Genomic DNA, 20,116 nt, shown 5'->3' with positions numbered 1-20,116 from the left:
ATTCCGCGGCGAAGGCAGGAATCTAAATATTCTTGTAGGCTTCAACAGTTTATTATCATATAAGAATGAGATCCCTGCCTGCGCTGGGATGACCTGAGTAAATGGTTAATCTTAAGATATAGGGAAGGTAGAAGAAAATGAGTGCTACTTAAACAACCAGTCGCATTGGAGGGCGCTCCAGGCGGATTTGCTTCACCTTAAATTCTTCGTCGTCGAAACCTTTCAGCTCTTTCATGCTTTCCTTCACGAAAAAGGTGTCGGAGTGTTTGTCGAGATACAGTTGCACATCCGGGTGATTGAAGACCGCTTCCGAAACCATGATCTCTTTTTCAGAGGCAATATCGACCAGGCGGGAGGCAATGTTTACCGTGGTGCCAAAATAGTCGATGCGTCCGTTCAGGTTTACGGCGGTGCAGTCCCCGAAGTGGACGCCGGCTTTAATTTTAAAGGCATCTCCCATAGAGGTAGAAGTAGTAAAAATCTGCTGAATACGCTGTACGGCTTTCAGGGCAGAAACCGGCTCCCAGAAAACGGCCATCACCGAATCCCCGATCGTTTTCACAATACCGCCCCGTTCCTCGGCTACAATTTGTTGTATAATTTTAAAATGCCCCATCACGCGACCAATAGCTGATTCATCACCTTCCTGAACGTAGAGTTCGGTGGAGTTCATCAGGTCGGTGAACAACATGGTTACTTCCGAAGCCTTCACCTTGCTCGTTTCTTTCAGGGTTTCGCGGGAGAATAATTCCCTGAAATCATGCGAAGAACTTACCTCGCTGGCGTAAATGGCTTCTTCTTTCCAATTCAGCTTGTCAATAAAACAGACAGCTTTCTGAGAAGAACGATTACTGATAATCAGGTTGGGATTGGTAGAAATGGTGATTTCCTGTCCGTCCAGTTCATCATCGGTAATAAATACGGTGATGTTATCAGGCCCTTCTTCCCGCACATGCATTATGATGTGCCCCTCATGGTTGTGTGTTCGGAAAAGGTAGGTGCCTTCTTCCAATTGTATTTGGGGATATTTGGCATCTCCGATACCCAACGTTTGTTGGGTTACGCGGTGCGGTTTGGACTGGGGTCCGCCTAATGAATACTTTTTATCGGTGATTTTACGGATCAGAGGATGGGGAGTAAACACCAGGTGGGTGTTCCGGTTAAAGTCCATCATGTAGTCGGCTTCACAATCATTACAATACAGGTGAACTCGTGCTTCCCGCATTTTGCGGAAAGTATGCTTTGGGGATTTACACTGTGGGCAGCAAACATCCCAGCTGAAATCCAACAAGTCGAGTTTGGCGGCGTGGAGAAATACATTCAGCACGGAGTATTTTTTCTCTCCCCAATATTCGGCAAGGGAATAGGGATGAATGCGTTCCAGCTCTTCATCATCTGCCAGCAGAATTAAATCAAACAACTTGTTAACGATCCGTTTTCTTTTGCTGTTCTCAATCAGCCGGGTTTTTATCTGCTTTATCTTTCGTTCTGCACCCCGGACCAGCTTCTTAGGTTTAGAATTTTCGTAGGGTCTCAGGTTTTTGGAAATACTTTCATCCACTTGCTGCAGGTATTTAGCCAGCCTTCGCTTAATGAAATATTCGACATAAGCTTTTATGAGGAATGAAAAAAGGGCATTGCTGGGCTGAACCCATACCTTGATGTTTACCCTGGTTTCATCATCCAAAGAGACAAATTCTGTAGCAAACTTAAGCTCCTTTAGAATTCCGAGCTTGTAGTGTCGGCTTACTCCAAAACGGTAAGGATACTCCCAGATGTAAGGGGTTTGGCGCCAGCTTACATACGATTTCAGCTTGTTGTGGCTGAGTTCTAACGACCCTTTGGGGGTGCTTCGGGAAAGAGAGGTTTCACTGACGGGGGTAGCACCTAATATTCGGAATATCCGGTTGGTATCCGAAACGTAAGGCCATAGCTTTGCCGGTGACGCCGACAGGCTGAATTGCCAGTGATAAAATTGCTGTTGTCCTTCTTTCATTTAACTAACCGAATAACTCTATTAATATAAAGGTTCGACACTTGATGAATGAACCCGTATCTTTATCGTTACTAAATAGAGTTTCTGTTAAGTAGAATGTTACAAAATTTTAATAGACAATAATAATGGCTAAAGAACGAACACTGACTATTCTGAAACCCGATTGCGTACGAAAAGGACTGATCGGAGAAGTAACAAAACGAATTCAAGAGGCCGGCTTTTCTATCCTGGCGATGAAAATGACACGGCTAACCAAAGACACAGCCGGCGGTTTTTACGCCGTTCACAAAGAGCGACCTTTTTATGATGAGCTTTGCGAATTCATGAGCAGCGGAGCTTGTGTGCCCATGATCCTCGAAAAAGATAACGCAATTGCTGACTTCCGCGAATTGATTGGTGCTACCAATCCTGCTGAAGCTGATGAAGGTACCATCCGTGCCGATTTTGCCGACAGCGTTGGAGAAAACATCATTCATGGTTCCGACTCTGTAGAAAACGGAAAAATTGAAGCAGCATATTTCTTTGCTGAATCTGAAGTGGTAGCAAATCAGGCTTAATTAATTCCTGCAATCATACTACATTCAAGCCCCTCAGGTTTACTGCGGGGCTTTTTCATTTCTAAATAAATCTTTCCATGAAAAGTATACTCATTTCGTTTTTACTAACCCTGATTTTAGCGGGTTGCTCTTCCAAAGAGCCACAGAAAGTCAATATCGTAAAAACCGGTGCCGAAGTGTTACTGGATCAACACTTGGCTGAGTTAGAAGGAAAACGAGTAGGGTTGGTGATGAATCCTACTTCACGGGTTGAGGGCGTCCATATGGTGGATACCCTGTTGAGCCTTGGGGTAAATGTCACCGCTTTGTTTGCTGCCGAACATGGTTTTCGCGGAGAAGCTGGTGCGGGTGAGCAAATAACCGATGGAGTAGATGAAGAAACCGGGTTGCCTGTGTTTTCACTGTATGGCTCTGCCAAAAAACCAACGGCTGAGATGCTTGATGAGGTTGATTTACTACTTTTTGATTTACCTGATATGGGTGTCCGGTTCTACACCTACAACTCTACTATGGGACTGGTGATGGAGGCGATAGCAGAGAATGATAAAGAATTGTGGATTCTGGATCGACCCAATCCGCTGGGAGGAAAATATGTGGCCGGATGGATTCTCAGAGATGAGTACAAATCATTTGTAGGTTCATACCCGGTACCTATCGCCTATGGGATGACGATGGGGGAGATAGCTCGGATGGCTGTGGGAGAGCAGTGGCTGGATTTGCCTGCCAAGCCGAACTACAAAGTGATAAAAACATCAGGCTGGGAGCGCGATATGCGCTGGCCCGATACAGGGTTGCAGTGGATGGCCCCTTCTCCAAACCTGCCTGCAATTGAACATGCATTTTTTTACCCCGGCACGGTAATTTTTGAAGGAACAAATCTTTCTGAAGGAAGGGGAACAGAAAATCCTTTTCTGACTATCGGAGCTCCTGATTTTGAGATCAGTAAGGAAGAACTTAGAGAACTGGAGTTGAAGCACTCTGTAGTATTGGATTCCATTACTTTCACCCCCCGATCCATTCTGGGTAAAGCAATACATCCAAAGCATGAAGGGCAGGAGTGCACCGGAATTCGGGTTTCCCTTCAGGGAGATTATGAAGATACGGACCCGGTACGGTTAGGACTGGACTTGCTGAAGTATGCCCGGGCTCATACCCCTAACTTTGAGATGAAGGCCTTTGCTAATAAACTTTATGGTATCAACCTGAAATCAATCATGGAAAACAACGAAGAAATTCCTTCGTGGCAAGCTGATGTTAAAGCATTCAAAGAGCAACGCACCCCATACCTTCTATACTGATGTTATGAATCGGTTGCAGGATTTTGGCGCATCCACTCATAGCTGACTAAGGCAGCACTCACTGAAGCATTCAGAGATTCTACATTATGTTGCATAGGAATGTGTATCACCTCATTGCATCGCTTTAAGTTTTCGGGGTGAATTCCTTCACCTTCGCTTCCCACTAAAAAGGCCACGGGTTTATTCAGGTCAGCTTCCCATAGCGATTTCTTACCAGAGCCATCCAGACCAACAATGGAAAAGCCGGTAGCTGTGAGGTCTTTAATCCCCTGGTTGATGTCATGAATACGGATGACAGGTATTCTGCCCGCAGTACCTGCTGAAGTTTTAAATACTGTGGAATTAACGGGAGCCTGATTTTGCATCGGGATGATAACGGCATCCATACCTGCGGCGGCGGCGGAACGTAAGATGGCTCCGAAGTTATGCGGGTCTTCAATGCCATGTAAAAGCAGCACGGCCGGATTTTTTGACATAATTAATGTCTCCACCCAATCAAAAAAGGGCGTGTAAGACACTGTACTCATTTGAGCGACAAATCCCTGGTCGTTGACCTTGCCAACCAGGCTGAAAATTTTTGGGCCGGGAACCTTAACCAAAGGGACATCGTTGGTATCTGCAAGCTCAGAAATATTTTGATAAGAAGAAGGCTTGATATTATTCTTGACGTAAATTTTGTCAATTTCGGCAGGTTGATTTTGGAGCGCTTCCTCTACCGGATTGCGTCCATAGATGAAAAAGTTTTCAGATTTGCTCATAAAAAATTTTAAAGTCGTTTTAGTTTCATTATAATAAATGAGTGTCAGAAGACAGGTTAGCTAAAAAATAAAGGACATGTTTGAAGAAGAGAAACATAAAAACCCATTAGTTAGCGATGGTTTAGAGCAACTCAATATAACCAACCGTAAGGCTACAGGCATCTCTGATTTCATGGATCGTGTGCACTCCATAAATGGACTGCATTTTGTGTCGGCCATAACTCAGATTTTTTTAGGCACGTCTGTGGTAGCGCTTTCATTGATAAATAGCATTCAGCCGTTTTGGCTGGCTACCATCATGACCGTGTTTGGAAGTATTACCACAATGGTAGGATTATATTTCATGTATAGTATTATTACTCACTCAGGCGCATTCGATTCCCTTTTACACAAAGCCATCAAGCGAGTGATAAGCTCACAAAATTAATTCATTGTTAGCAGTTTTTTTATATCAATAACAACCTGCCTTGTTATTATGGGGTAATCTGCGCATTTCAAAAATCTTCTGTCAATTTGAGATTTCTTTTTTACCTAATCCCCTTATTATTGCTGGCAAGTATAAATGTTAATTCACAGCCAGCATCAGTGAACCTACCCGTAAAACTATATTCCGGCTCCGAAGATAATTTTGTAGTGATTGGCCACAGGGGAGCCAGTGCCTATTATCCCGAAAATACGATGGCGGCATTTAAGGCAGCTTATGAAATGGGAGCCGAAATGATCGAGCTCGATATTTTACTAAGCAAGGATGGCGTTCCGGTTGTTTTTCATGATGAAACGTTAGACCGCACCACCAACGGTACCGGCAAAGTAGCTGACTACACTTTAACGGAGTTACGAAAGTTAGATGCGGGACTTTGGTTTGGAAGAGAACATGCCGGTGAACAAATCCCCACGCTGGAAGAAGTGCTTCAATTTGCCAAGGATAGAATAGCGCTCAACATCGAAATTAAAACCGAAGCTGTGACGGATGAACACCTCGGGGGCATTGAAGAGAAGACACTAAATTTGGTGAAAAAGTATGACATGGAGGACTATGTATTGTTCTCCAGTTTTGATTATCGGGCTATATCTCATCTTAAACAGCTGGATGTGGACATCTCGGCGGCATTGCTGTACGAAAAGAAGCAGTCGTCCCGCCGGCTTCCTTCCGAATTGGTTGAGGATTATACCGCTGATGCTTTTAATTGCAGCAGGCGTCAGTACACAAAAAGATGGACAGAAGATACCCAAAGGCATAATATTCCTGTTTTTGTGTATACCGTAAATAAAGAAAGGCAGATGGGAAAAATGATTAACCAGGGAGTGAGCGGTATTTTCTCCGATAAGCCGGATGTGCTGAAGCGGGTTGTGGATAACATGTGGAAAACAAAGTAGCTTTTCTTGCCATTCTGCATTGAATGGGGGTAGGGAACCTCCTATATTTTACATCCATCAACTACACTCATTTCCCGCATGTCCACCAAATATATTTTTGTAACCGGAGGAGTTACATCTTCGCTCGGAAAAGGAATCATTTGTGCATCTCTCGGTCGTCTGTTGGTTGCGCAAGGCCTCAAAGTAACCGTTCAAAAACTGGATCCTTATATCAATGTGGATCCGGGAACCATGAACCCTACGAACACGGTGAAGTTTATGTAACCGATGACGGTGCTGAAACCGATCTGGACCTTGGGCACTACGAGCGATTTCTGGATATCAAAACATCACAAAGTAATAATGTGACTACCGGTCGTATTTATTATGATGTGATTACGAAGGAGCGACAGGGAGCTTATCTTGGGAAAACGGTTCAGGTAATTCCTCATATCACCGATGAGATTCAGTCTCATGTGCTCAAACTGGGGCAGTCCGGGAATTATGATGTGGTGATTATAGAAATTGGCGGTACCGTGGGTGATATCGAGAGCTTGCCTTACATTGAAGCCGTTCGTCAGTTGCGGTATAATGTTGGCCGCCAAAACACCCTTTCCATTCACCTGACACTGGTTCCATACCTGGCAGCAGCCGGAGAGTTGAAAACCAAGCCCACCCAGCATTCGGTTAAAACCTTGTCGGAAAGCGGACTTCAGCCCGATATCCTGGTCTGCCGTACCGAACACCACCTTGACGAAACTATTCGCCGGAAAGTAGCTCAGTTCTGTAATGTGGATTTGGAGGACGTGATCGAATCACGCGATGCCCGTAGTATTTATGAAGTTCCGCTTTTGATGCAGGAAGAAGGTCTCGATAAAAGGGTAATTGAAAAGCTGAAACTAAAAACGGAAGAGCCAAACCTGGATAACTGGATTGGTTTTGTGGAGGCGGTTTGTAATCCCTCCGGAGATATAAATATTGCACTGGTTGGGAAGTACGTTGAGCACCACGATTCTTACAAATCTATTGTTGAGGCATTTATCCATGCCGGTGCGGTAAACGACTGTAAAGTAAATATCAGGTGGATTCAGTCAGACAACCTGACCCGCAAGAATGTTGAAAAAGAATTCAAAGATATATCTGGTGTTTTGGTGGCTCCGGGTTTTGGCGGGCGTGGAATCTCCGGAAAGTTAGCCGCTGTTGAGTACGCCAGAATAAACGATATCCCATTTTTTGGCATATGCCTGGGTATGCAGTGTGCGGTTATCGAGTATGCACGGGATGTGTGTGGTTGGGAAGATGCCAACAGTACTGAATTTGGTGAAGATTCCGAATACCCCATTATCGATATTATGCACGATCAAAAGAATATCGAAAATATGGGCGGAACCATGCGGCTGGGTAAATACACCTGCAAACTTAAGAAGGGTACCAAGTCTTATGATGCGTATGGTGAGGAGATTATTGAAGAGCGCCATCGTCACCGATATGAAGTGAATAACAACCTCCGGTACAAATTGACGGAAAACGCAATGGTTTTGGCGGGAATGAACCCCGAACGGGACTTGGTGGAAATTGTAGAGATACCGGATCATCCATGGTTTGTGGGTGTTCAGTTTCACCCCGAATTAAGAAGTACCGTGAATAATCCGCATCCGCTTTTTGTGGATTTTGTGAAAGCCAGTCTGAAATATGCAAAATCTTCGAAGCTGTATAAGCCGCGAAAGGCGAAGAAAGCTGTAACTGAAAATTCATAATGTCAGCTTCTTACACGAATCGGGTACGCGTTCGATCTTGTGGGTTGTTACTTAATGAGGGAAAGCTTTTACTTGTGGAGCTGATGTCTCCGGTTACAAACCAATGGACCTGGATTCCACCAGGCGGTGGAGTTGAATTTGGTGAATCTCTTGAGGATGCACTCATTCGTGAATTCAGAGAAGAAACCGGACTCATTATATCTGTTGGTAAACAGGTTCATATAAATGAGGTTATTCAAGGCGCGATTCATGCCATTGAATTCTATTATATTGTAAATCAGGAAGGCGGTAAACTAAAACTCGGATCAGATCCTGAGATAAGTACAGGTCGGCAGCTATTGCGGAATATAGATTTCTTTAGCCGAGAGGAAATTTCAGAATTAAATACCGCTCCGGATTTTATTAACCCTTCTCTCTGGGATGAACTTGTCCGGTGATCCGGTTCTTGAAGACTTCAGTATAAATAAAAGTGTAAGGGAAAACCTCAAAGCTTGCAAAACGCTTATCAAAGCGCTTTTCTTTCCTTATATTCAGCAAAATTCTAACCAATAAATACCCATGAAAAAGCTATTCATTCTACTTTTTGTACTCGGATTTTCAATCAGTGCCTGTACGAATTCCGGAGACGTCAAGACTTTTATTAATGCCAACGGTTATACCTTCTCCGCAGATTCACTGGTTACCTTTAGGACCATGGTTGTTGAAGATGGAAAAATTAAAAAGGTGGGTGGACAGGAGTTATCGGAAGAAGCCGGGGGAGAGATTATTGATTTAGCAGGAAAGACCGTACTCCCTGGTTTAATAGATGCCCACGGTCACGTAATGGGACTTGGGTTCCAGGAACTGAACGTGAATGTAGCCGGGATAGAATCACTGGAAGCTACCCTTGATACCATTAAGGCTTATGCTGAAGCGAACCCGGATTTGGAATGGATACAAGGCCGCGGCTGGAACCAAACCCTGTGGGAAGAAAATGAATTTCCAACGGCAGAAGACCTGGATCGGGTTGTTCCCGACCGGCCGGTGTATCTCTCCCGCATAGATGGCCATGCAGGATGGGTGAATAGTAAAGCCCTTGAACTGGCTCAAATCAGTAAAGATACTCCTGATCCACAAGGTGGAAAAATAATCCGGGATACCAACGGAGAAGCAACGGGTGTATTTGTAGATGCGGCAGAAAACTACATTATGGAAATTATTCCCGAACCCACAGAAGTGGAAAGAAAGCGTGCACTGGAGCTGGCTCTTGAGCAAATGGCGAGAATGGGCCTTACCTCCGTCCATGATGCAGGAGTAAGTGCAACAAACTGGGAGATTTATAAAGAGTTTGCCGACCAGGGCAAAATGACAGGCCGTATCTATGCTATGATTGGAGGGATGACTGCTTTTGAAGAACTCTCTCAAAATGGCCCGGTTGATTCATACGCGAACGACCGGTTAGCACTCAGAAGCGTGAAGCTCTATTCTGACGGTGCGCTCGGAAGCCGGGGAGCTGCCATGATTGAGCCTTACTCGGATGATCCGGGGAACCGTGGGCTTCTTTTTGCCGATCAGGACGAATTTAATGAAATCATGATGACAACGGCTTCAGCCGGATTTCAAACCAACGTGCACGCAATTGGGGATCGTGCAAACCGTGTGATCCTGAATGCTTTTGCCCATGTGCGCGATGAACTTGGCAACCAGGGACTTCGTCACCGAATTGAACACGCGCAAATCGTATCACTTGAAGATATTCCACGATTCGCAGAGCTGGATATTATAGCTTCCATGCAGCCCCGCCATGCCACCAGCGACAAAAATATGGCGGTTGATCGTGTGGGGGAAGAACGCATTGAAGGCGGTTATGCCTGGCAGACTTTCTTAGATCAGGGTACAATCGTTGCTGCGGGTTCCGACTTTCCGGTAGAGCCTTCGAACCCATTTTGGGGACTATATTCTGCTGTAACAAGAATGGATCATGAAGGAACCCCTCCGGGCGGCTGGTATCCGGATGAGTCCCTGAGCAGAGAGCACGCTCTTAAGGCCTTCACTATTGATGCGGCTTATGCTGCCCATCAGGAAGAAGTACTCGGTTCCATCGAAGAAGGAAAATGGGCTGACTTTGTAATTATAGACCAGGATTATTTTAAGGTCCCGGCCAAAGATATGTATAAGATAGATGTGCTTGAAACCTGGGTAGCCGGTGAAAAGGTGTACACCAAGTCTGACTGATTAAATCGGGAACATCAGTTTTAGTACCGGGTTAAAGGTAATGAACATCTAAAAAATCAATATTTATGAAGTATAGAATAACCACATTTACTTGTTTGTTACTTTCCGTTTCGCTGTTTTTGTTTTCGTGTAATACAACGAACAGTGACAAAAATCCTCCGGAGATGCCCCCACCCGAATCAATGAAAGTTGATATGTCGGAGATGGAGTCGGCATCGAATAAAGCGGTTGCTAAAGCTGCCGAATCTAATTTTAACACAGCTTTATTTGCCGCCGGAGTAGCGAAAGTTATTTTAGAAGCGAACCTGGCTATTCCAAGGGCACTCATGACAGCCGCTCAGGACAAATCAGCTGAGGCTGTAAATGGTAATGAGTGGGAGTGGAGCTACACCACGGCAGCCAACGGTGAAAACTATGGAGTTCGGCTGACCGCCAGTGTGGAATCTACCGAAGAAGTAAGCTGGAATTTCTATGTCACCAATTCTGAATTGGGATACGATAATCAGCTGTTCTTTACAGGAACTTCCGATTTTGAAGCCACATCAGGTACCTGGACTTATTTTGATTTAGAGTCAGGTAATGAAGTATCGGTTGTAACCTGGAATCGCACTGATAGTGAGGCTTCTGTAACACTGGAAGTTAAAAGCGACCGAAATGATAACCTCGGCGATTCCATCAGCTACGATTTTGATGGAACGGTTAAGACAGTAGTATTTGTGGATGTATCTGAAGATGAGACTACAACCATAAGCTATAACACGGAAACCATGACAGGTTTCATCATTTCACCGAATTACAATGAAGGTGCAAAATCTTGCTGGGATGAAAATCTCAACAATACTACTTGTAGTAGCTAACAACTGGTTATAAGCCTTGAAAAGTACTTAAGCCTCGTCTTTTTTAAGACGAGGCTTTTTGTTTTTTAAAAGCATCTGAAATCATATATTATATGTGCAATATATGTATAAAATTTCAGGAGGCATTTATGAAAGGCAAACAAAATCCGTTAAGAGGGAGGGGAGCATCAGATAATCCCGTCAATCGTTTTGAGGGAAATTATATAGACTATGATGTAGATGAGGAGACGGGTGAAAAGCCATCCCCGAAAACACAGCTAATCAGGGATGATACCAAAACAATAATTACCTATAACAAAAGTGAAGACATCAGCTTTGATGCGAGCGTTAATCCATACCGGGGATGTGAGCATGGGTGCATCTATTGCTATGCCCGGCCTTTTCATGAATATCTGGGGTATTCGTCCGGGTTGGATTTTGAGTCCAAAATTGTGGTAAAGTACGACGCTCCCGAGCTACTCAGAAAAGAACTAAGCTCACCCAAATGGAAGCCACAGGTAATTGCGATGAGTGGTGTTACCGATGTATATCAACCTCTCGAACGGAAGCTGGAACTGACAAGAGGGTGCCTGGAAGTACTGGCTGAGTTTCGAAATCCGGTAGGGCTAATCACCAAGAATCATTTGATTACCCGCGACATCGACATTCTTTGTGAGTTGAATGACTACAACTGCGTTAGCGTGACGGTATCAGTCACTACGCTGGATAATGACCTGACAGGAGTGATGGAACCGAGAACTTCTCGCCCCAATCGCAGGTTAGATGCCATTCGTCAGCTGGCCGATGCGGGGATACCGGTTGGCGTAAACGTAGCTCCTATCATTCCGGGATTAACCGATCACGAGTGTGCAGAGATTCTGGAAAAAGCATCGGCGGCCGGAGCATCATTTGCAAATTATATCATTCTACGGTTGCCATATAAAGTAAAGGACATGTTTCAGGAATGGCTGGGGCAGCACTACCCGGAGAGAAAGAAGAAAGTGTTGCGCAAGATTCTGGATCTTCGGGAAGGAAAATTAAACAGCTATGAATGGAAAGAACGAATGAAGGGGAAGGGAAATTTCTCAAAACAGATTTCTGATCTGTTTAAAGTACAGACTAAACGTTTGGGGCTCAATGAGAAGAAACAATACCTCTCTATAGACCATTTTAAAAAATCCACGGGCACACAACTGAACTTATTTTGACAACATTACAATTAATTAACAATTAAAAAGAAACTATTAGGATTTTTCTTCGTCTTAATACTGTGTTAAGTAGCTTTTTAAAAGCCCGATATCTATAAGCACCGAGAGCAACCTCAAGAAAAGTAGCTTTTTCAACATATTAGCCCTCGAGACAGATGTCGGGTTTTTTTTTGTTCCAATATCTGATAAAGGTACTTCATCTAATCTTCAAAATAGAGGCGTATTTCTAATTTGACATTTGACGACCTGGAAATTACAATTCAGGAGCCAATCTAAAACTCTTATAAGAGGAGGATACGTTATGAATGAAGAGACAGCATTTCTCGATGCCGCAGAAAGCGGCGATATTAAAACCATCAAATCTCTGCTGCAAGATGGTATGGACGTAAACACAAAAGACAACCACGAACGAACCGCTCTGCTTAAGGCTGCGAAACATGGGCACATGAACATAGTTGAGCTTTTAATTAAACACGGTGCCGAGATAGATCATCGTGATAACAGGGGAACGTCGGCTTTGTATTGGGCTTCGACAAACGGACATTACGATATTGTACAATTATTAATTGAGAACAGCGGAGATGTGGATGTTCATGACGACCGCGGATGGTCAGCTAAAGATCAGGCCATAACGCATCACCATGATGGAGTTGTGGATTTGTTAAATGAAGCCGGAGCTCATTAACCGGAAAAGCGATCTATAGTAACAAGTGATTAAAGCCCCTTCGATATTCGATGGGGTTTTTTATTCTTTGGCGTAAAGCAAAAAGATGGTCGGTCGCTTATCGAGGTCCGGTAGCTTCATTGACTCCCACTCTGAAATATGCTTCGAAATAATTTCCTCAGAAGGAAGTGTAATATCCGTAGCCGTGCAAAGCCGGGTGGCTGGTGAACAAGCAGAAATGACATCGTTCAGCAGCTCGTTATTTCGGTAAGGAGCTTCCATAAAAATCTGAGTTCGGTCGTGCCTGCGTGACTCGCCTTCCAGCTGACTGATCATAGACTTTCTTTTCTTTTGGTCCATGGGGAGGTAGCCGTGAAAGGAAAATTGCTGCCCATTAAATCCGGATGCCATAAGAGCGAGAAGGATAGAGGAAGGGCCCACAAGAGGAACCACATTAATCTGATACTGATGAGCCAGCTTGACCAAACGTGCACCGGGATCGGCAACCCCGGGTGCTCCGGCTTCTGAAAGAATCCCGGCATCCCGACCGTTGAGCAGAGGTTTAAGAAACGAGTGTATTTCTTGCTCCGGGGTGTTCTTATTGAGGGGATAAAAGTCTATCTCGTACTCGGGAACGGTATCCCCAACCCATTGAAGGAAAGAAGTAGCAGACTTCAGATTTTCTACCATCAGCACATCGATTTTTCTTAAGACATCAAGCGTGTATTCCGGGATGGTATTATTTCCGGGAGTTTTGCCTAAGGTGGTGGGAATCAGATATAGTGTGCCGGTATTCATTAATCTACCCGTTCAATTTCAAATTTCTCATCATTTTCATTTGTTACTTTTCTGCGCACATATCGGTTTACAAAAAAACCGGAAATAACAGTCACAACCAAGCCAATAAACGCGACACTCATATTAAAAAGCGAAGTGCTTTTCTGAATGTTGAAAGTGGGATAAAGCACAATTTCCTGGAAAGCCCCCTTTTGATAACGGACAGGGATAGTATTGGTCTTCATGAGTTCCTGAGCCATTTGCACCGACAGAGATAGCCGCCGCTCAATCAGCTCGTCCTCCGTTTCAAACCGGATATCAACATATCCGTTACTTTGAGCCGCAATTTGTTTGATGTCAAAGTCAGTGACTTCGGCAAGGTAGGTAGTTCCATTTTCGTAGGTATCAATGGAACTTTGATAAACCAGGCCTTGCTGGATTACCAGGAATAAAAGATACGCCGGAATAGCCCAGAAAAGATAAAGGAGTCGGTAATTATTCATTGTTCGCGGCTATTTCATTTTGTGTGGTTTCATAAAGAGCAGGGTCCCAGATCAGGCGTTGCTGAAAGTCCTCCTGCATATGGTTGGCGCTCATATGAACCCAGAACCCAACGGGAAGCTGATCAAAGAATACCGCCTGAACAGAAGTGTGACCGTCATAAACAGAAGTACCGAAATCGATTCCGCCCAACAGGCCCATGCGGTTATCATAAATAGCCCCATAGTCTTCGAAACTGCGGGAAATTGGTTCGGAACCCATGGGCCAGCGAAGCTTTTCTTTCACAGCTTCTGTGACTTCTTCAGATACCACCTGATTTTTCAGAAGCCGGGCCATTAGATCGGCCAGCTGCTTGGTGGTAGCTTGAGGAAAATACGCCAGTGCATCCCGTTCCTGCATAAAGGTGAGAGAAAGACGGTCATCATAAAACTGATTTTTCACCTGCTGATTATAAGCAGGATCATCTTTTAGCTTTTGAGCTTCGGAGATAGATTGATTGGCAAATTCAGCAAAATTTAAAGCCTCAAACGCTGCTGAATCATTCAGAGATGGATTGATACGCATATACATCCCACTGAAGGGAAGAGGCAGAGCCGATTCGGGCATCCCTAATGAGTCAATCAGCATTCTGATATTCTCCTCTCCAAGCCGAAACCAAAGATAGTCTGCAGAAACCAGATCGCTGTTCTGAAGCATAGCCAAAACCACATCATCCAGCGGGGCCTTGCCATCTTCAAACTCTTCAATCAATTTGTCGTGGTTACTCTCACTGATCTCAGGCAGGGCAAATTTCTTGATTTCACTCAGGCTGATGGTTTCATTAGGATCCAGAAGTCCTTCAGCAACCTGCCGTTCGTATTCCATCAATAGAAACAAATTGGAGGTAGCTCCAAGCGCTCTGGGAATATCCTCTTGGTAGAAAATGCCGGAATCAGGATTATTTACATTATAGGAAGTAATAGAAACCCATTCAGGGTGCTCGCCTATGAACGTGGCCAGTCCGGCCAGAGAGTAGGTATTCTCAACGTATTGACTGCCTTCGGCCATACCGGCTTCGTTCTCAAACAGCGTTTCAAAGCCGGAATAGTTAAGGCCTATGACCATTGCAAATACGAAGGCGGCTGCAGCCAGAAAGGTGAACAGGAACTTAAGTGCTCTCTTCAAGAAACAGGATATTTAATTGATTTAATATTAGCTCCAAAGATACGAATAAGAGTAAAGCTTATCTTGAATTTTGAAAGGAATTCTTTCTTGTTCTAACTACGAAATGGAACCCGAGTGAAGCGGATTATTACGGATTAGAAAACCTGGAATTAGCCTTCCAAAATCTCTACCTCATACAACTGCAATAGCGCAAGTGTCCACTTGTGCGGTGGTGTATCAAATTTAAGTAGTCTGGGTTAAAACCGATTCAGCTTAAAAAAAGGACATCTTCTGTCTTCTCCTTCTCAAGGAGAAGGACGCCTGAATCATATTTAAAGTAATAAAGAGAATGGTTTTTAGTGGTTAGGTGTGAAAGCCTCTCCTTGTGAAGGAGAGGTCGGAAGTTGGGGTATCAACCAAGTCTGCCAACAGCGCAAGTGTCCACTTGTGCGGTGGTGTATCAAATTTACCTAGTCTGGTTCAAAGCCGATTCAGCTTAAGAAAAGGACCTCTTCTGTCTTCTCCCTCTCAAGGATAAGGACTCCTATACTAACTTTTGAATAGAAAGCACGGTATAGCCTGATGTCAGGATGATAAATGGAATCTTTCCTTGCGACTGAGCCACTTCCAGAATCATTATACACTCAACTTATATCACATGCCCGAAATGGCCTGCATCATGATAGCGCATAAATAAGCTCCGTAGGTACCTAAGGCATAACCTAATACAGCAAGTAATACACCAACCGGAGCTAAAGCTGAATGGAAAGCTGAGGCTACAATGGGAGCGGATGCTGCTCCACCTACATTGGCCTGACTTCCAACGGCAACAAAGAAGAAAGGTGCTTTAATGAGCTTTCCAACCGTCAACAATACACCAACGTGGATCAGAATCCACACGGCACCGATCACAAAGAAACCGGGTGCATCCAGCATGGATGCAATGTTCATTTTCATCCCGATGGTCATTACCAGGATGTAGAGAAACAGACTTCCCAGTTTAGAAGCTCCTGCACCTTCAAGGTTTCGAACTTTGGTGAACGACAGGATAAGTCCGCCGGTGGTAGCTACGACTACTATCCAAAAGAAGGCTGAGTTCAGGCTTAAATCAGCCAGTGCAGGTGCATTTTCATCGATCCAGGGAGCGATGGAATCTCCGGCGAGGTGACCAAGAGCAACTATGGAAAAGGCAACGGCTATTATTTTAGTGAAATCCACCAAGGTGGGAACACGTGCAATGTTGGCCTGATACTCAGCGATGTTGTGTTTCAGTTCATCGATAGCTGAGGCATCGGCTTTAAACCATTTATCCACCTGTTCGGAAATGCCGGCTCCATAGAGCAGGAACGCCAACCAGATGTTGGCAACAATAATATCCACGGTAACCATGGCTCCGAATAAATCGGTACTCGGCTCAAATACCTCCAGCATTGCGGTTTGGTTGGCACCACCACCGATCCAGCTTCCGGCCACGGTTGCAAGTCCACGCCAGACTGAATCCGGTCCGGTTCCACCTACAATTTCAGGACTGATGGTACCTACAATAAGCAGGGCAATGGGACCACCAATCATAATACTTCCGGTTCCGGCCAAAAACATAATGACCGCTTTCGGCCCCAGGTTCATAATTCCTTTGAGGTCAATACTCAATGTTAACAGTACCAAGCTTGCCGGAAGTAAATATTGGGAAGCTACATGATATAGATTGGAATCTGCCTCGGAAACCACGCCAAAAGTGGTTAAAAGCGAAGGAATGAAATAGCACAAGAGAAGCGAAGGCACAAACTTGTAGAATTTTTGCCATTTGGGATTCTCACTATGGGAGGTGATGAAGATTCCGGCCAGTATAGCCATCAAAAGTCCAAAGGTAACCGCATCGCTGGTGATAAGTGCTGAATCCATGAAGTGAAATTTGTTCTGAATTTAATGTCGAGTGAGGATACAAAATTCTTGGGAATGAGGCATATCCTCATTCAACTCTTAAAAACCGTAAAAAAATGGTTAAACAGATCTTTTCTATAGGGGATTGGAGCAAAGAGTCTTTATTTTCTTTGCTCACTCATTCATCAATAAACTTTTTAGAATTAATGATTGTATCCAAATTCGGAGGCACCAGCGTGGGCACGTTCGAGGCCATGCAGCGTAGTGCCAAAATTGTTGCGTCTGATCTGGACCGACAGCTTATCGTGATAAGTGCCACATCCGGCACCACCAACGACTTAGTTGCTCTATCTGCCAGTCAATTAGATTCAACCCAAAGGGAAGAACTCCTTGGTAATATAGAGAAGCGACACCTTGCCATTATTGAGCAGTGTGAAGCTGAAGAAAAGCTGAGAGATGCCTTCTACACCGAGTTTTCGGGACTGCGCGAACATCTCGATTTTGTAGGTCGTGATAAGCGATGGAAAGATGCTTTATATGCATTTGGGGAGTTGATGTCCACACGGGTGTTTGTAGAGGTATTAAGGGAAAACGGAGTGGATGCCGAGTGGCTGGATGCGCGTAATGTGATGAAAACGGATTCCACATTTGGGAATGCTGAGCCTATTTTAGCATCCATAAAGAAGAAAGCTGCAAAGCATATTCAGAAAGGGAAGACCTATCTGACTCAGGGCTTTATTGGTTCGGATGTATTTGGGAATACAACCACACTGGGGCGTGGCGGAAGTGATTTTTCAGCTTCTTTATTTGCCGAGACTGTTGGTGCCGATACCCTGGAAATATGGACGGATGTAGCCGGGGTGTTTACTACTGATCCCCGTATTGTTCCCGATGCTTTTCCCATAAACGAAATCACTTTTGATGAAGCTGCGGAGCTTTCGGTTTTTGGCGGGAAAGTGTTGCACCCTGCAACCTTAAAACCGGCAATGAGAGCAGGGGTAAATGTACGGGTAGCCTCCAGTTCTGATCCCGATAATCCCGGAACATACATTGTAAAAGATGCAGAGAAAAAGCCGGCTATTCGGGCAATATCCCTGCGTAAAGACCAAACCCTGCTGACGGTGAACAGCCTGGAAATGCTTCACCAGCATGGATTTCTGGCACATTTGTTTAAGGTTCTGGCTGAACACAGAATATCAGTTGACCTGGTAAGTACCAGTGAGGTAAGTGTGGCACTTACCCTGGACACGGCTGTAAATGCAGCCAACAAGGTAGAGTTGAATGAGGATGTGCTGGAAGAACTGGGCCGATTTGCAGAGGTCATCGTCGAAGATGAGCTTGCATTGATTGCTTTGATAGGGAATGACCTGCAGAAGACCTCAGGAATTGGTGGACCGTTATTTACTGCACTGGAAGATTATAATGTACGATTGATTTGTCATGGGGCCAGCCCGAATAATCTTTGTTTTTTGGTTGAGCAGAAACAAGCCGAAGATATCGTGCGGATGTTGCACGGTAAATTTATCACTGAATAAGAATCAGATTTATGAAAATTGCAGTCATAGGAACAGGAAAGACCGGCGGAAAAGTAGTGGAGCTTCTGGGAGATGAACTTGCCGAAGCTTTTGACTCATCAAATCCCCCCAACGTAGAAAAACTTCAACAAGCAGATGCGGTTATCATTTTTGTGCCGGGAGATGCGGTACCAGATGTGATGGATAAAGTCATCGAAGCCGGAATACCCGCCGCCTGGGGAAGCACCGGTTTTGATTGGCCGGATGATGTGGAAGAGCGGGTAAAAGCCAGGAATGCGAAATGGATAATGGCTTCCAATTTTAGTTTGGGGATGAATGTAATCCGCAAAAGCATCGAGGTAATTTCAGCCGGATCAAATATCCTGAAAGACCCGGAGTTTAAAATTCACGAAGTGCATCATGTTCATAAAAAAGACGCTCCCAGCGGAACCGCACTATCCTGGAAGGAATGGCTGGATAAAGAAGCCGAGGTAACCTCAGCCCGTGAAGGGGATGTGAAAGGAATTCATGAACTGACATTAAAAACAGAAACAGAAGAAATCACCCTAAAACATAAGGCCTTAGACCGTGCATTATTTGCAGAAGGGGCGATTTGGGCCGCAAAGCAACTGGTAAACCATTCGAAGATGGAAGCAGGAATTCGTACCTTTGGGCAGTTATTTGATCAAGTAATGGAGGAACAAAAATAATGGAAAATTTTCCACTGTGGACAGCAATTGTCACCCCGATGAATACAGACGGGAGTGTGGACTATGACAGTTTTGAACAACTTCTAAAGAAGCAGGAGAAGGCCGGCAATGGAGTATTGGTTTTGGGCAGTACAGGAGAAGGATTAAACCTGAATGAAGAAGAAAAAAGAGAGGTTGTCGAATTTACCAAGAACCTGAAACTGGATGTTCCGTTTATGATTGGAGTGGGTGGCTTTAATCTTCCTGCCCAGGTTGATTTCATCCATTTTTGCAATGAAATAAAGCCGGATGCTTTGTTATTGGTAACCCCTCTTTATGCGAAACCGGGTGCTGAAGGTCAGTTTGAGTGGTTTAGCGAATTGATGGCAGAGACAGATATTCCCTGCATGCTGTACAACGTGCCTTCCCGAACAGGGGTGAAAATGCATCCGAGCGTACCGGCACGCCTCAGTAAAGAATTTGACCACCTGATGGGAATGAAAGAAGCGAGCGGCAGCGTGGAAGAGTTTAAGGCCTTCCGGCGCGAGGCCCCTGATGTTAAGTTTTATAGTGGTGATGATGGCATGACCCCGGCTTTTAGCAAAGAAGGTGGGGTAGGGTTGGTTTCCGTAGCTTCAAATGTATGGCCGAAAGCTACCCACAGATATGTGGAACTGTGCCTGAAAGGAGAAACCGAAGGATTATTCCCTTTATGGAAAAATGCTACGGATGCCTTATTCAAAGCCCCGAATCCGGTTCCGGCGAAAGTACTGCTGGGCAAAAAGAACTGGATTACCAACGACACTGTTAGGTTACCGTTATCCCTTGGAGATATCTCAGAAGATGTAGAAAATAATCTTTTGCAGGCCGATAAAGAGATTGCGGAGTGGCTTGACGGGCAGAAATAGCTGTTTGTAAAGTCATACAGAATTGCACAATTCAAGAATTCAATAATATAAATTACAGA

The 20,116-nt window shown here is 44.6% G+C and carries 18 protein-coding genes and 1 pseudogene; 13 read left to right on the top strand and 6 right to left on the bottom strand.

What is annotated here, in order from left to right:
• Nucleotides 1-148: 148 nt before the first annotated feature.
• Nucleotides 149-1,996 carry an adenylate/guanylate cyclase domain-containing protein gene (locus ABFW99_RS01090; RefSeq protein WP_349355384.1) on the bottom strand — a complete coding sequence of 616 codons (1,848 nt, stop codon included), beginning with the start codon at nt 1,994-1,996 and terminating at the stop codon, nt 149-151.
• A 125-nt stretch (nt 1,997-2,121) separates the two neighbouring features.
• On the opposite strand from ABFW99_RS01090, the gene ndk reads away from it, so the two are divergent.
• Together ndk and ABFW99_RS01080 are read left to right on the top strand one after the other, a co-directional pair.
• Complete coding sequence (gene ndk / locus ABFW99_RS01085) at nt 2,122-2,553, top strand: nucleoside-diphosphate kinase (protein WP_349355383.1); 432 nt, start codon at nt 2,122-2,124, stop codon at nt 2,551-2,553.
• Nucleotides 2,554-2,630: 77 nt separating this feature from the next.
• Nucleotides 2,631-3,851 carry a DUF1343 domain-containing protein gene (locus ABFW99_RS01080; RefSeq protein ID WP_349355382.1) on the top strand — a complete coding sequence of 407 codons (1,221 nt, stop codon included), beginning with the start codon at nt 2,631-2,633 and terminating at the stop codon, nt 3,849-3,851.
• A 2-nt stretch (nt 3,852-3,853) separates the two neighbouring features.
• Here ABFW99_RS01080 and rlmB read toward each other — a convergent pair whose 3' ends face one another.
• On the bottom strand, nt 3,854-4,609 hold the full coding sequence (gene rlmB, locus ABFW99_RS01075) for a 23S rRNA (guanosine(2251)-2'-O)-methyltransferase RlmB (RefSeq protein WP_349355381.1): 756 nt from the start codon (nt 4,607-4,609) through the stop codon (nt 3,854-3,856).
• A gap of 76 nt (nt 4,610-4,685) precedes the next feature.
• On the opposite strand from rlmB, the gene ABFW99_RS01070 reads away from it, so the two are divergent.
• The 8 genes and pseudogenes from ABFW99_RS01070 (at nt 4,686) to ABFW99_RS01035 (ending at nt 12,665) form a co-directional block, all read left to right on the top strand.
• Complete coding sequence (locus tag ABFW99_RS01070; RefSeq protein ID WP_255134956.1) at nt 4,686-5,036, top strand: hypothetical protein; 351 nt, start codon at nt 4,686-4,688, stop codon at nt 5,034-5,036.
• A gap of 158 nt (nt 5,037-5,194) precedes the next feature.
• Nucleotides 5,195-5,986 carry a glycerophosphodiester phosphodiesterase gene (locus tag ABFW99_RS01065; RefSeq protein ID WP_349355380.1) on the top strand — a complete coding sequence of 264 codons (792 nt, stop codon included), beginning with the start codon at nt 5,195-5,197 and terminating at the stop codon, nt 5,984-5,986.
• Nucleotides 5,987-6,064: 78 nt separating this feature from the next.
• Nucleotides 6,065-7,722, top strand: a pseudogene (locus ABFW99_RS01060) (CTP synthase).
• Nucleotides 7,722-8,159, top strand: a complete 438-nt coding sequence (locus ABFW99_RS01055) for an NUDIX hydrolase (protein WP_349355379.1) — start codon at nt 7,722-7,724, stop codon at nt 8,157-8,159. The pseudogene ABFW99_RS01060 and the gene ABFW99_RS01055 overlap by 1 nt, the downstream one beginning before the upstream one ends.
• Before the next feature lie 121 nt (nt 8,160-8,280).
• Nucleotides 8,281-9,936 (top strand): amidohydrolase, encoded by a 1,656-nt coding sequence (locus ABFW99_RS01050; protein WP_349355378.1) that lies wholly within the window; start codon nt 8,281-8,283, stop codon nt 9,934-9,936.
• Nucleotides 9,937-10,100: 164 nt separating this feature from the next.
• Nucleotides 10,101-10,793, top strand: coding sequence for a hypothetical protein (locus tag ABFW99_RS01045; protein WP_349355377.1), 693 nt, complete (start codon nt 10,101-10,103; stop codon nt 10,791-10,793).
• A 128-nt stretch (nt 10,794-10,921) separates the two neighbouring features.
• Complete coding sequence (locus ABFW99_RS01040) at nt 10,922-11,980, top strand: PA0069 family radical SAM protein (RefSeq protein ID WP_349355376.1); 1,059 nt, start codon at nt 10,922-10,924, stop codon at nt 11,978-11,980.
• Between the two features lie 238 nt (nt 11,981-12,218).
• A complete protein-coding gene (locus ABFW99_RS01035; protein WP_349355375.1) occupies nt 12,219-12,665 on the top strand; it encodes an ankyrin repeat domain-containing protein in 447 nt (148 codons plus the stop codon).
• Nucleotides 12,666-12,725: 60 nt separating this feature from the next.
• Here ABFW99_RS01035 and ABFW99_RS01030 read toward each other — a convergent pair whose 3' ends face one another.
• The 4 genes from ABFW99_RS01030 to ABFW99_RS01015 form a co-directional block, all read right to left on the bottom strand.
• Nucleotides 12,726-13,442, bottom strand: a complete 717-nt coding sequence (locus ABFW99_RS01030; RefSeq protein WP_349355374.1) for an SAM-dependent methyltransferase — start codon at nt 13,440-13,442, stop codon at nt 12,726-12,728.
• Complete coding sequence (locus ABFW99_RS01025; protein ID WP_349355373.1) at nt 13,442-13,924, bottom strand: hypothetical protein; 483 nt, start codon at nt 13,922-13,924, stop codon at nt 13,442-13,444. The genes ABFW99_RS01030 and ABFW99_RS01025 overlap by 1 nt, the downstream gene beginning before the upstream one ends.
• A complete protein-coding gene (locus ABFW99_RS01020) occupies nt 13,917-15,086 on the bottom strand; it encodes a serine hydrolase (RefSeq protein ID WP_349355372.1) in 1,170 nt (389 codons plus the stop codon). The genes ABFW99_RS01025 and ABFW99_RS01020 overlap by 8 nt, the downstream gene beginning before the upstream one ends.
• Nucleotides 15,087-15,719: 633 nt before the next feature.
• On the bottom strand, nt 15,720-16,967 hold the full coding sequence (locus ABFW99_RS01015) for a DUF819 family protein (RefSeq protein WP_349355371.1): 1,248 nt from the start codon (nt 16,965-16,967) through the stop codon (nt 15,720-15,722).
• A 185-nt stretch (nt 16,968-17,152) separates the two neighbouring features.
• Between ABFW99_RS01015 and lysC the strand changes: the two genes are divergently transcribed.
• From lysC to dapA, 3 genes are read left to right on the top strand one after another with little or no spacing between them, the layout of a single operon-like run.
• Entirely contained in the window at nt 17,153-18,481 is a 1,329-nt protein-coding gene (gene lysC / locus ABFW99_RS01010; RefSeq protein ID WP_349355370.1) for a lysine-sensitive aspartokinase 3, read from the top strand.
• An 11-nt stretch (nt 18,482-18,492) separates the two neighbouring features.
• Nucleotides 18,493-19,170: a dihydrodipicolinate reductase C-terminal domain-containing protein gene (locus tag ABFW99_RS01005; protein ID WP_349355369.1), complete on the top strand. Its 678-nt coding sequence runs from the start codon at nt 18,493-18,495 to the stop codon at nt 19,168-19,170.
• Nucleotides 19,170-20,057 (top strand): 4-hydroxy-tetrahydrodipicolinate synthase, encoded by an 888-nt coding sequence (dapA, locus tag ABFW99_RS01000; RefSeq protein ID WP_349355368.1) that lies wholly within the window; start codon nt 19,170-19,172, stop codon nt 20,055-20,057. Before ABFW99_RS01005 ends, dapA begins: the two co-directional genes overlap by 1 nt.
• Nucleotides 20,058-20,116: the final 59 nt, after the last annotated feature.

The organism is Gracilimonas sp. BCB1, assembly GCF_040117685.2.
Classification (GTDB): Bacteria; Bacteroidota; Rhodothermia; order Balneolales; family Balneolaceae; genus Gracilimonas.
Note: the sequence above shows the minus strand (reverse complement) of the source record. Positions and strands in the feature narration are given on the sequence as shown.

What these genes read in the sequence shown, in the direction of transcription:
- ABFW99_RS01090 (WP_349355384.1), bottom strand. Translation starts at nt 1,996, where the DNA reads ATGAAAGAAGGACAACAGCAATTTTATCACTGGCAATTCAGCCTGTCG.
- ndk (WP_349355383.1), top strand. Translation starts at nt 2,122, where the DNA reads ATGGCTAAAGAACGAACACTGACTATTCTGAAACCCGATTGCGTACGA.
- ABFW99_RS01080 (WP_349355382.1), top strand. Translation starts at nt 2,631, where the DNA reads ATGAAAAGTATACTCATTTCGTTTTTACTAACCCTGATTTTAGCGGGT.
- rlmB (WP_349355381.1), bottom strand. Translation starts at nt 4,609, where the DNA reads ATGAGCAAATCTGAAAACTTTTTCATCTATGGACGCAATCCGGTAGAG.
- ABFW99_RS01070 (WP_255134956.1), top strand. Translation starts at nt 4,686, where the DNA reads ATGTTTGAAGAAGAGAAACATAAAAACCCATTAGTTAGCGATGGTTTA.
- ABFW99_RS01055 (WP_349355379.1), top strand. Translation starts at nt 7,722, where the DNA reads ATGTCAGCTTCTTACACGAATCGGGTACGCGTTCGATCTTGTGGGTTG.
- ABFW99_RS01050 (WP_349355378.1), top strand. Translation starts at nt 8,281, where the DNA reads ATGAAAAAGCTATTCATTCTACTTTTTGTACTCGGATTTTCAATCAGT.
- ABFW99_RS01045 (WP_349355377.1), top strand. Translation starts at nt 10,101, where the DNA reads ATGCCCCCACCCGAATCAATGAAAGTTGATATGTCGGAGATGGAGTCG.
- ABFW99_RS01040 (WP_349355376.1), top strand. Translation starts at nt 10,922, where the DNA reads ATGAAAGGCAAACAAAATCCGTTAAGAGGGAGGGGAGCATCAGATAAT.
- ABFW99_RS01030 (WP_349355374.1), bottom strand. Translation starts at nt 13,442, where the DNA reads ATGAATACCGGCACACTATATCTGATTCCCACCACCTTAGGCAAAACT.
- ABFW99_RS01025 (WP_349355373.1), bottom strand. Translation starts at nt 13,924, where the DNA reads ATGAATAATTACCGACTCCTTTATCTTTTCTGGGCTATTCCGGCGTAT.
- ABFW99_RS01015 (WP_349355371.1), bottom strand. Translation starts at nt 16,967, where the DNA reads ATGGATTCAGCACTTATCACCAGCGATGCGGTTACCTTTGGACTTTTG.
- lysC (WP_349355370.1), top strand. Translation starts at nt 17,153, where the DNA reads ATGATTGTATCCAAATTCGGAGGCACCAGCGTGGGCACGTTCGAGGCC.
- ABFW99_RS01005 (WP_349355369.1), top strand. Translation starts at nt 18,493, where the DNA reads ATGAAAATTGCAGTCATAGGAACAGGAAAGACCGGCGGAAAAGTAGTG.
- dapA (WP_349355368.1), top strand. Translation starts at nt 19,170, where the DNA reads ATGGAAAATTTTCCACTGTGGACAGCAATTGTCACCCCGATGAATACA.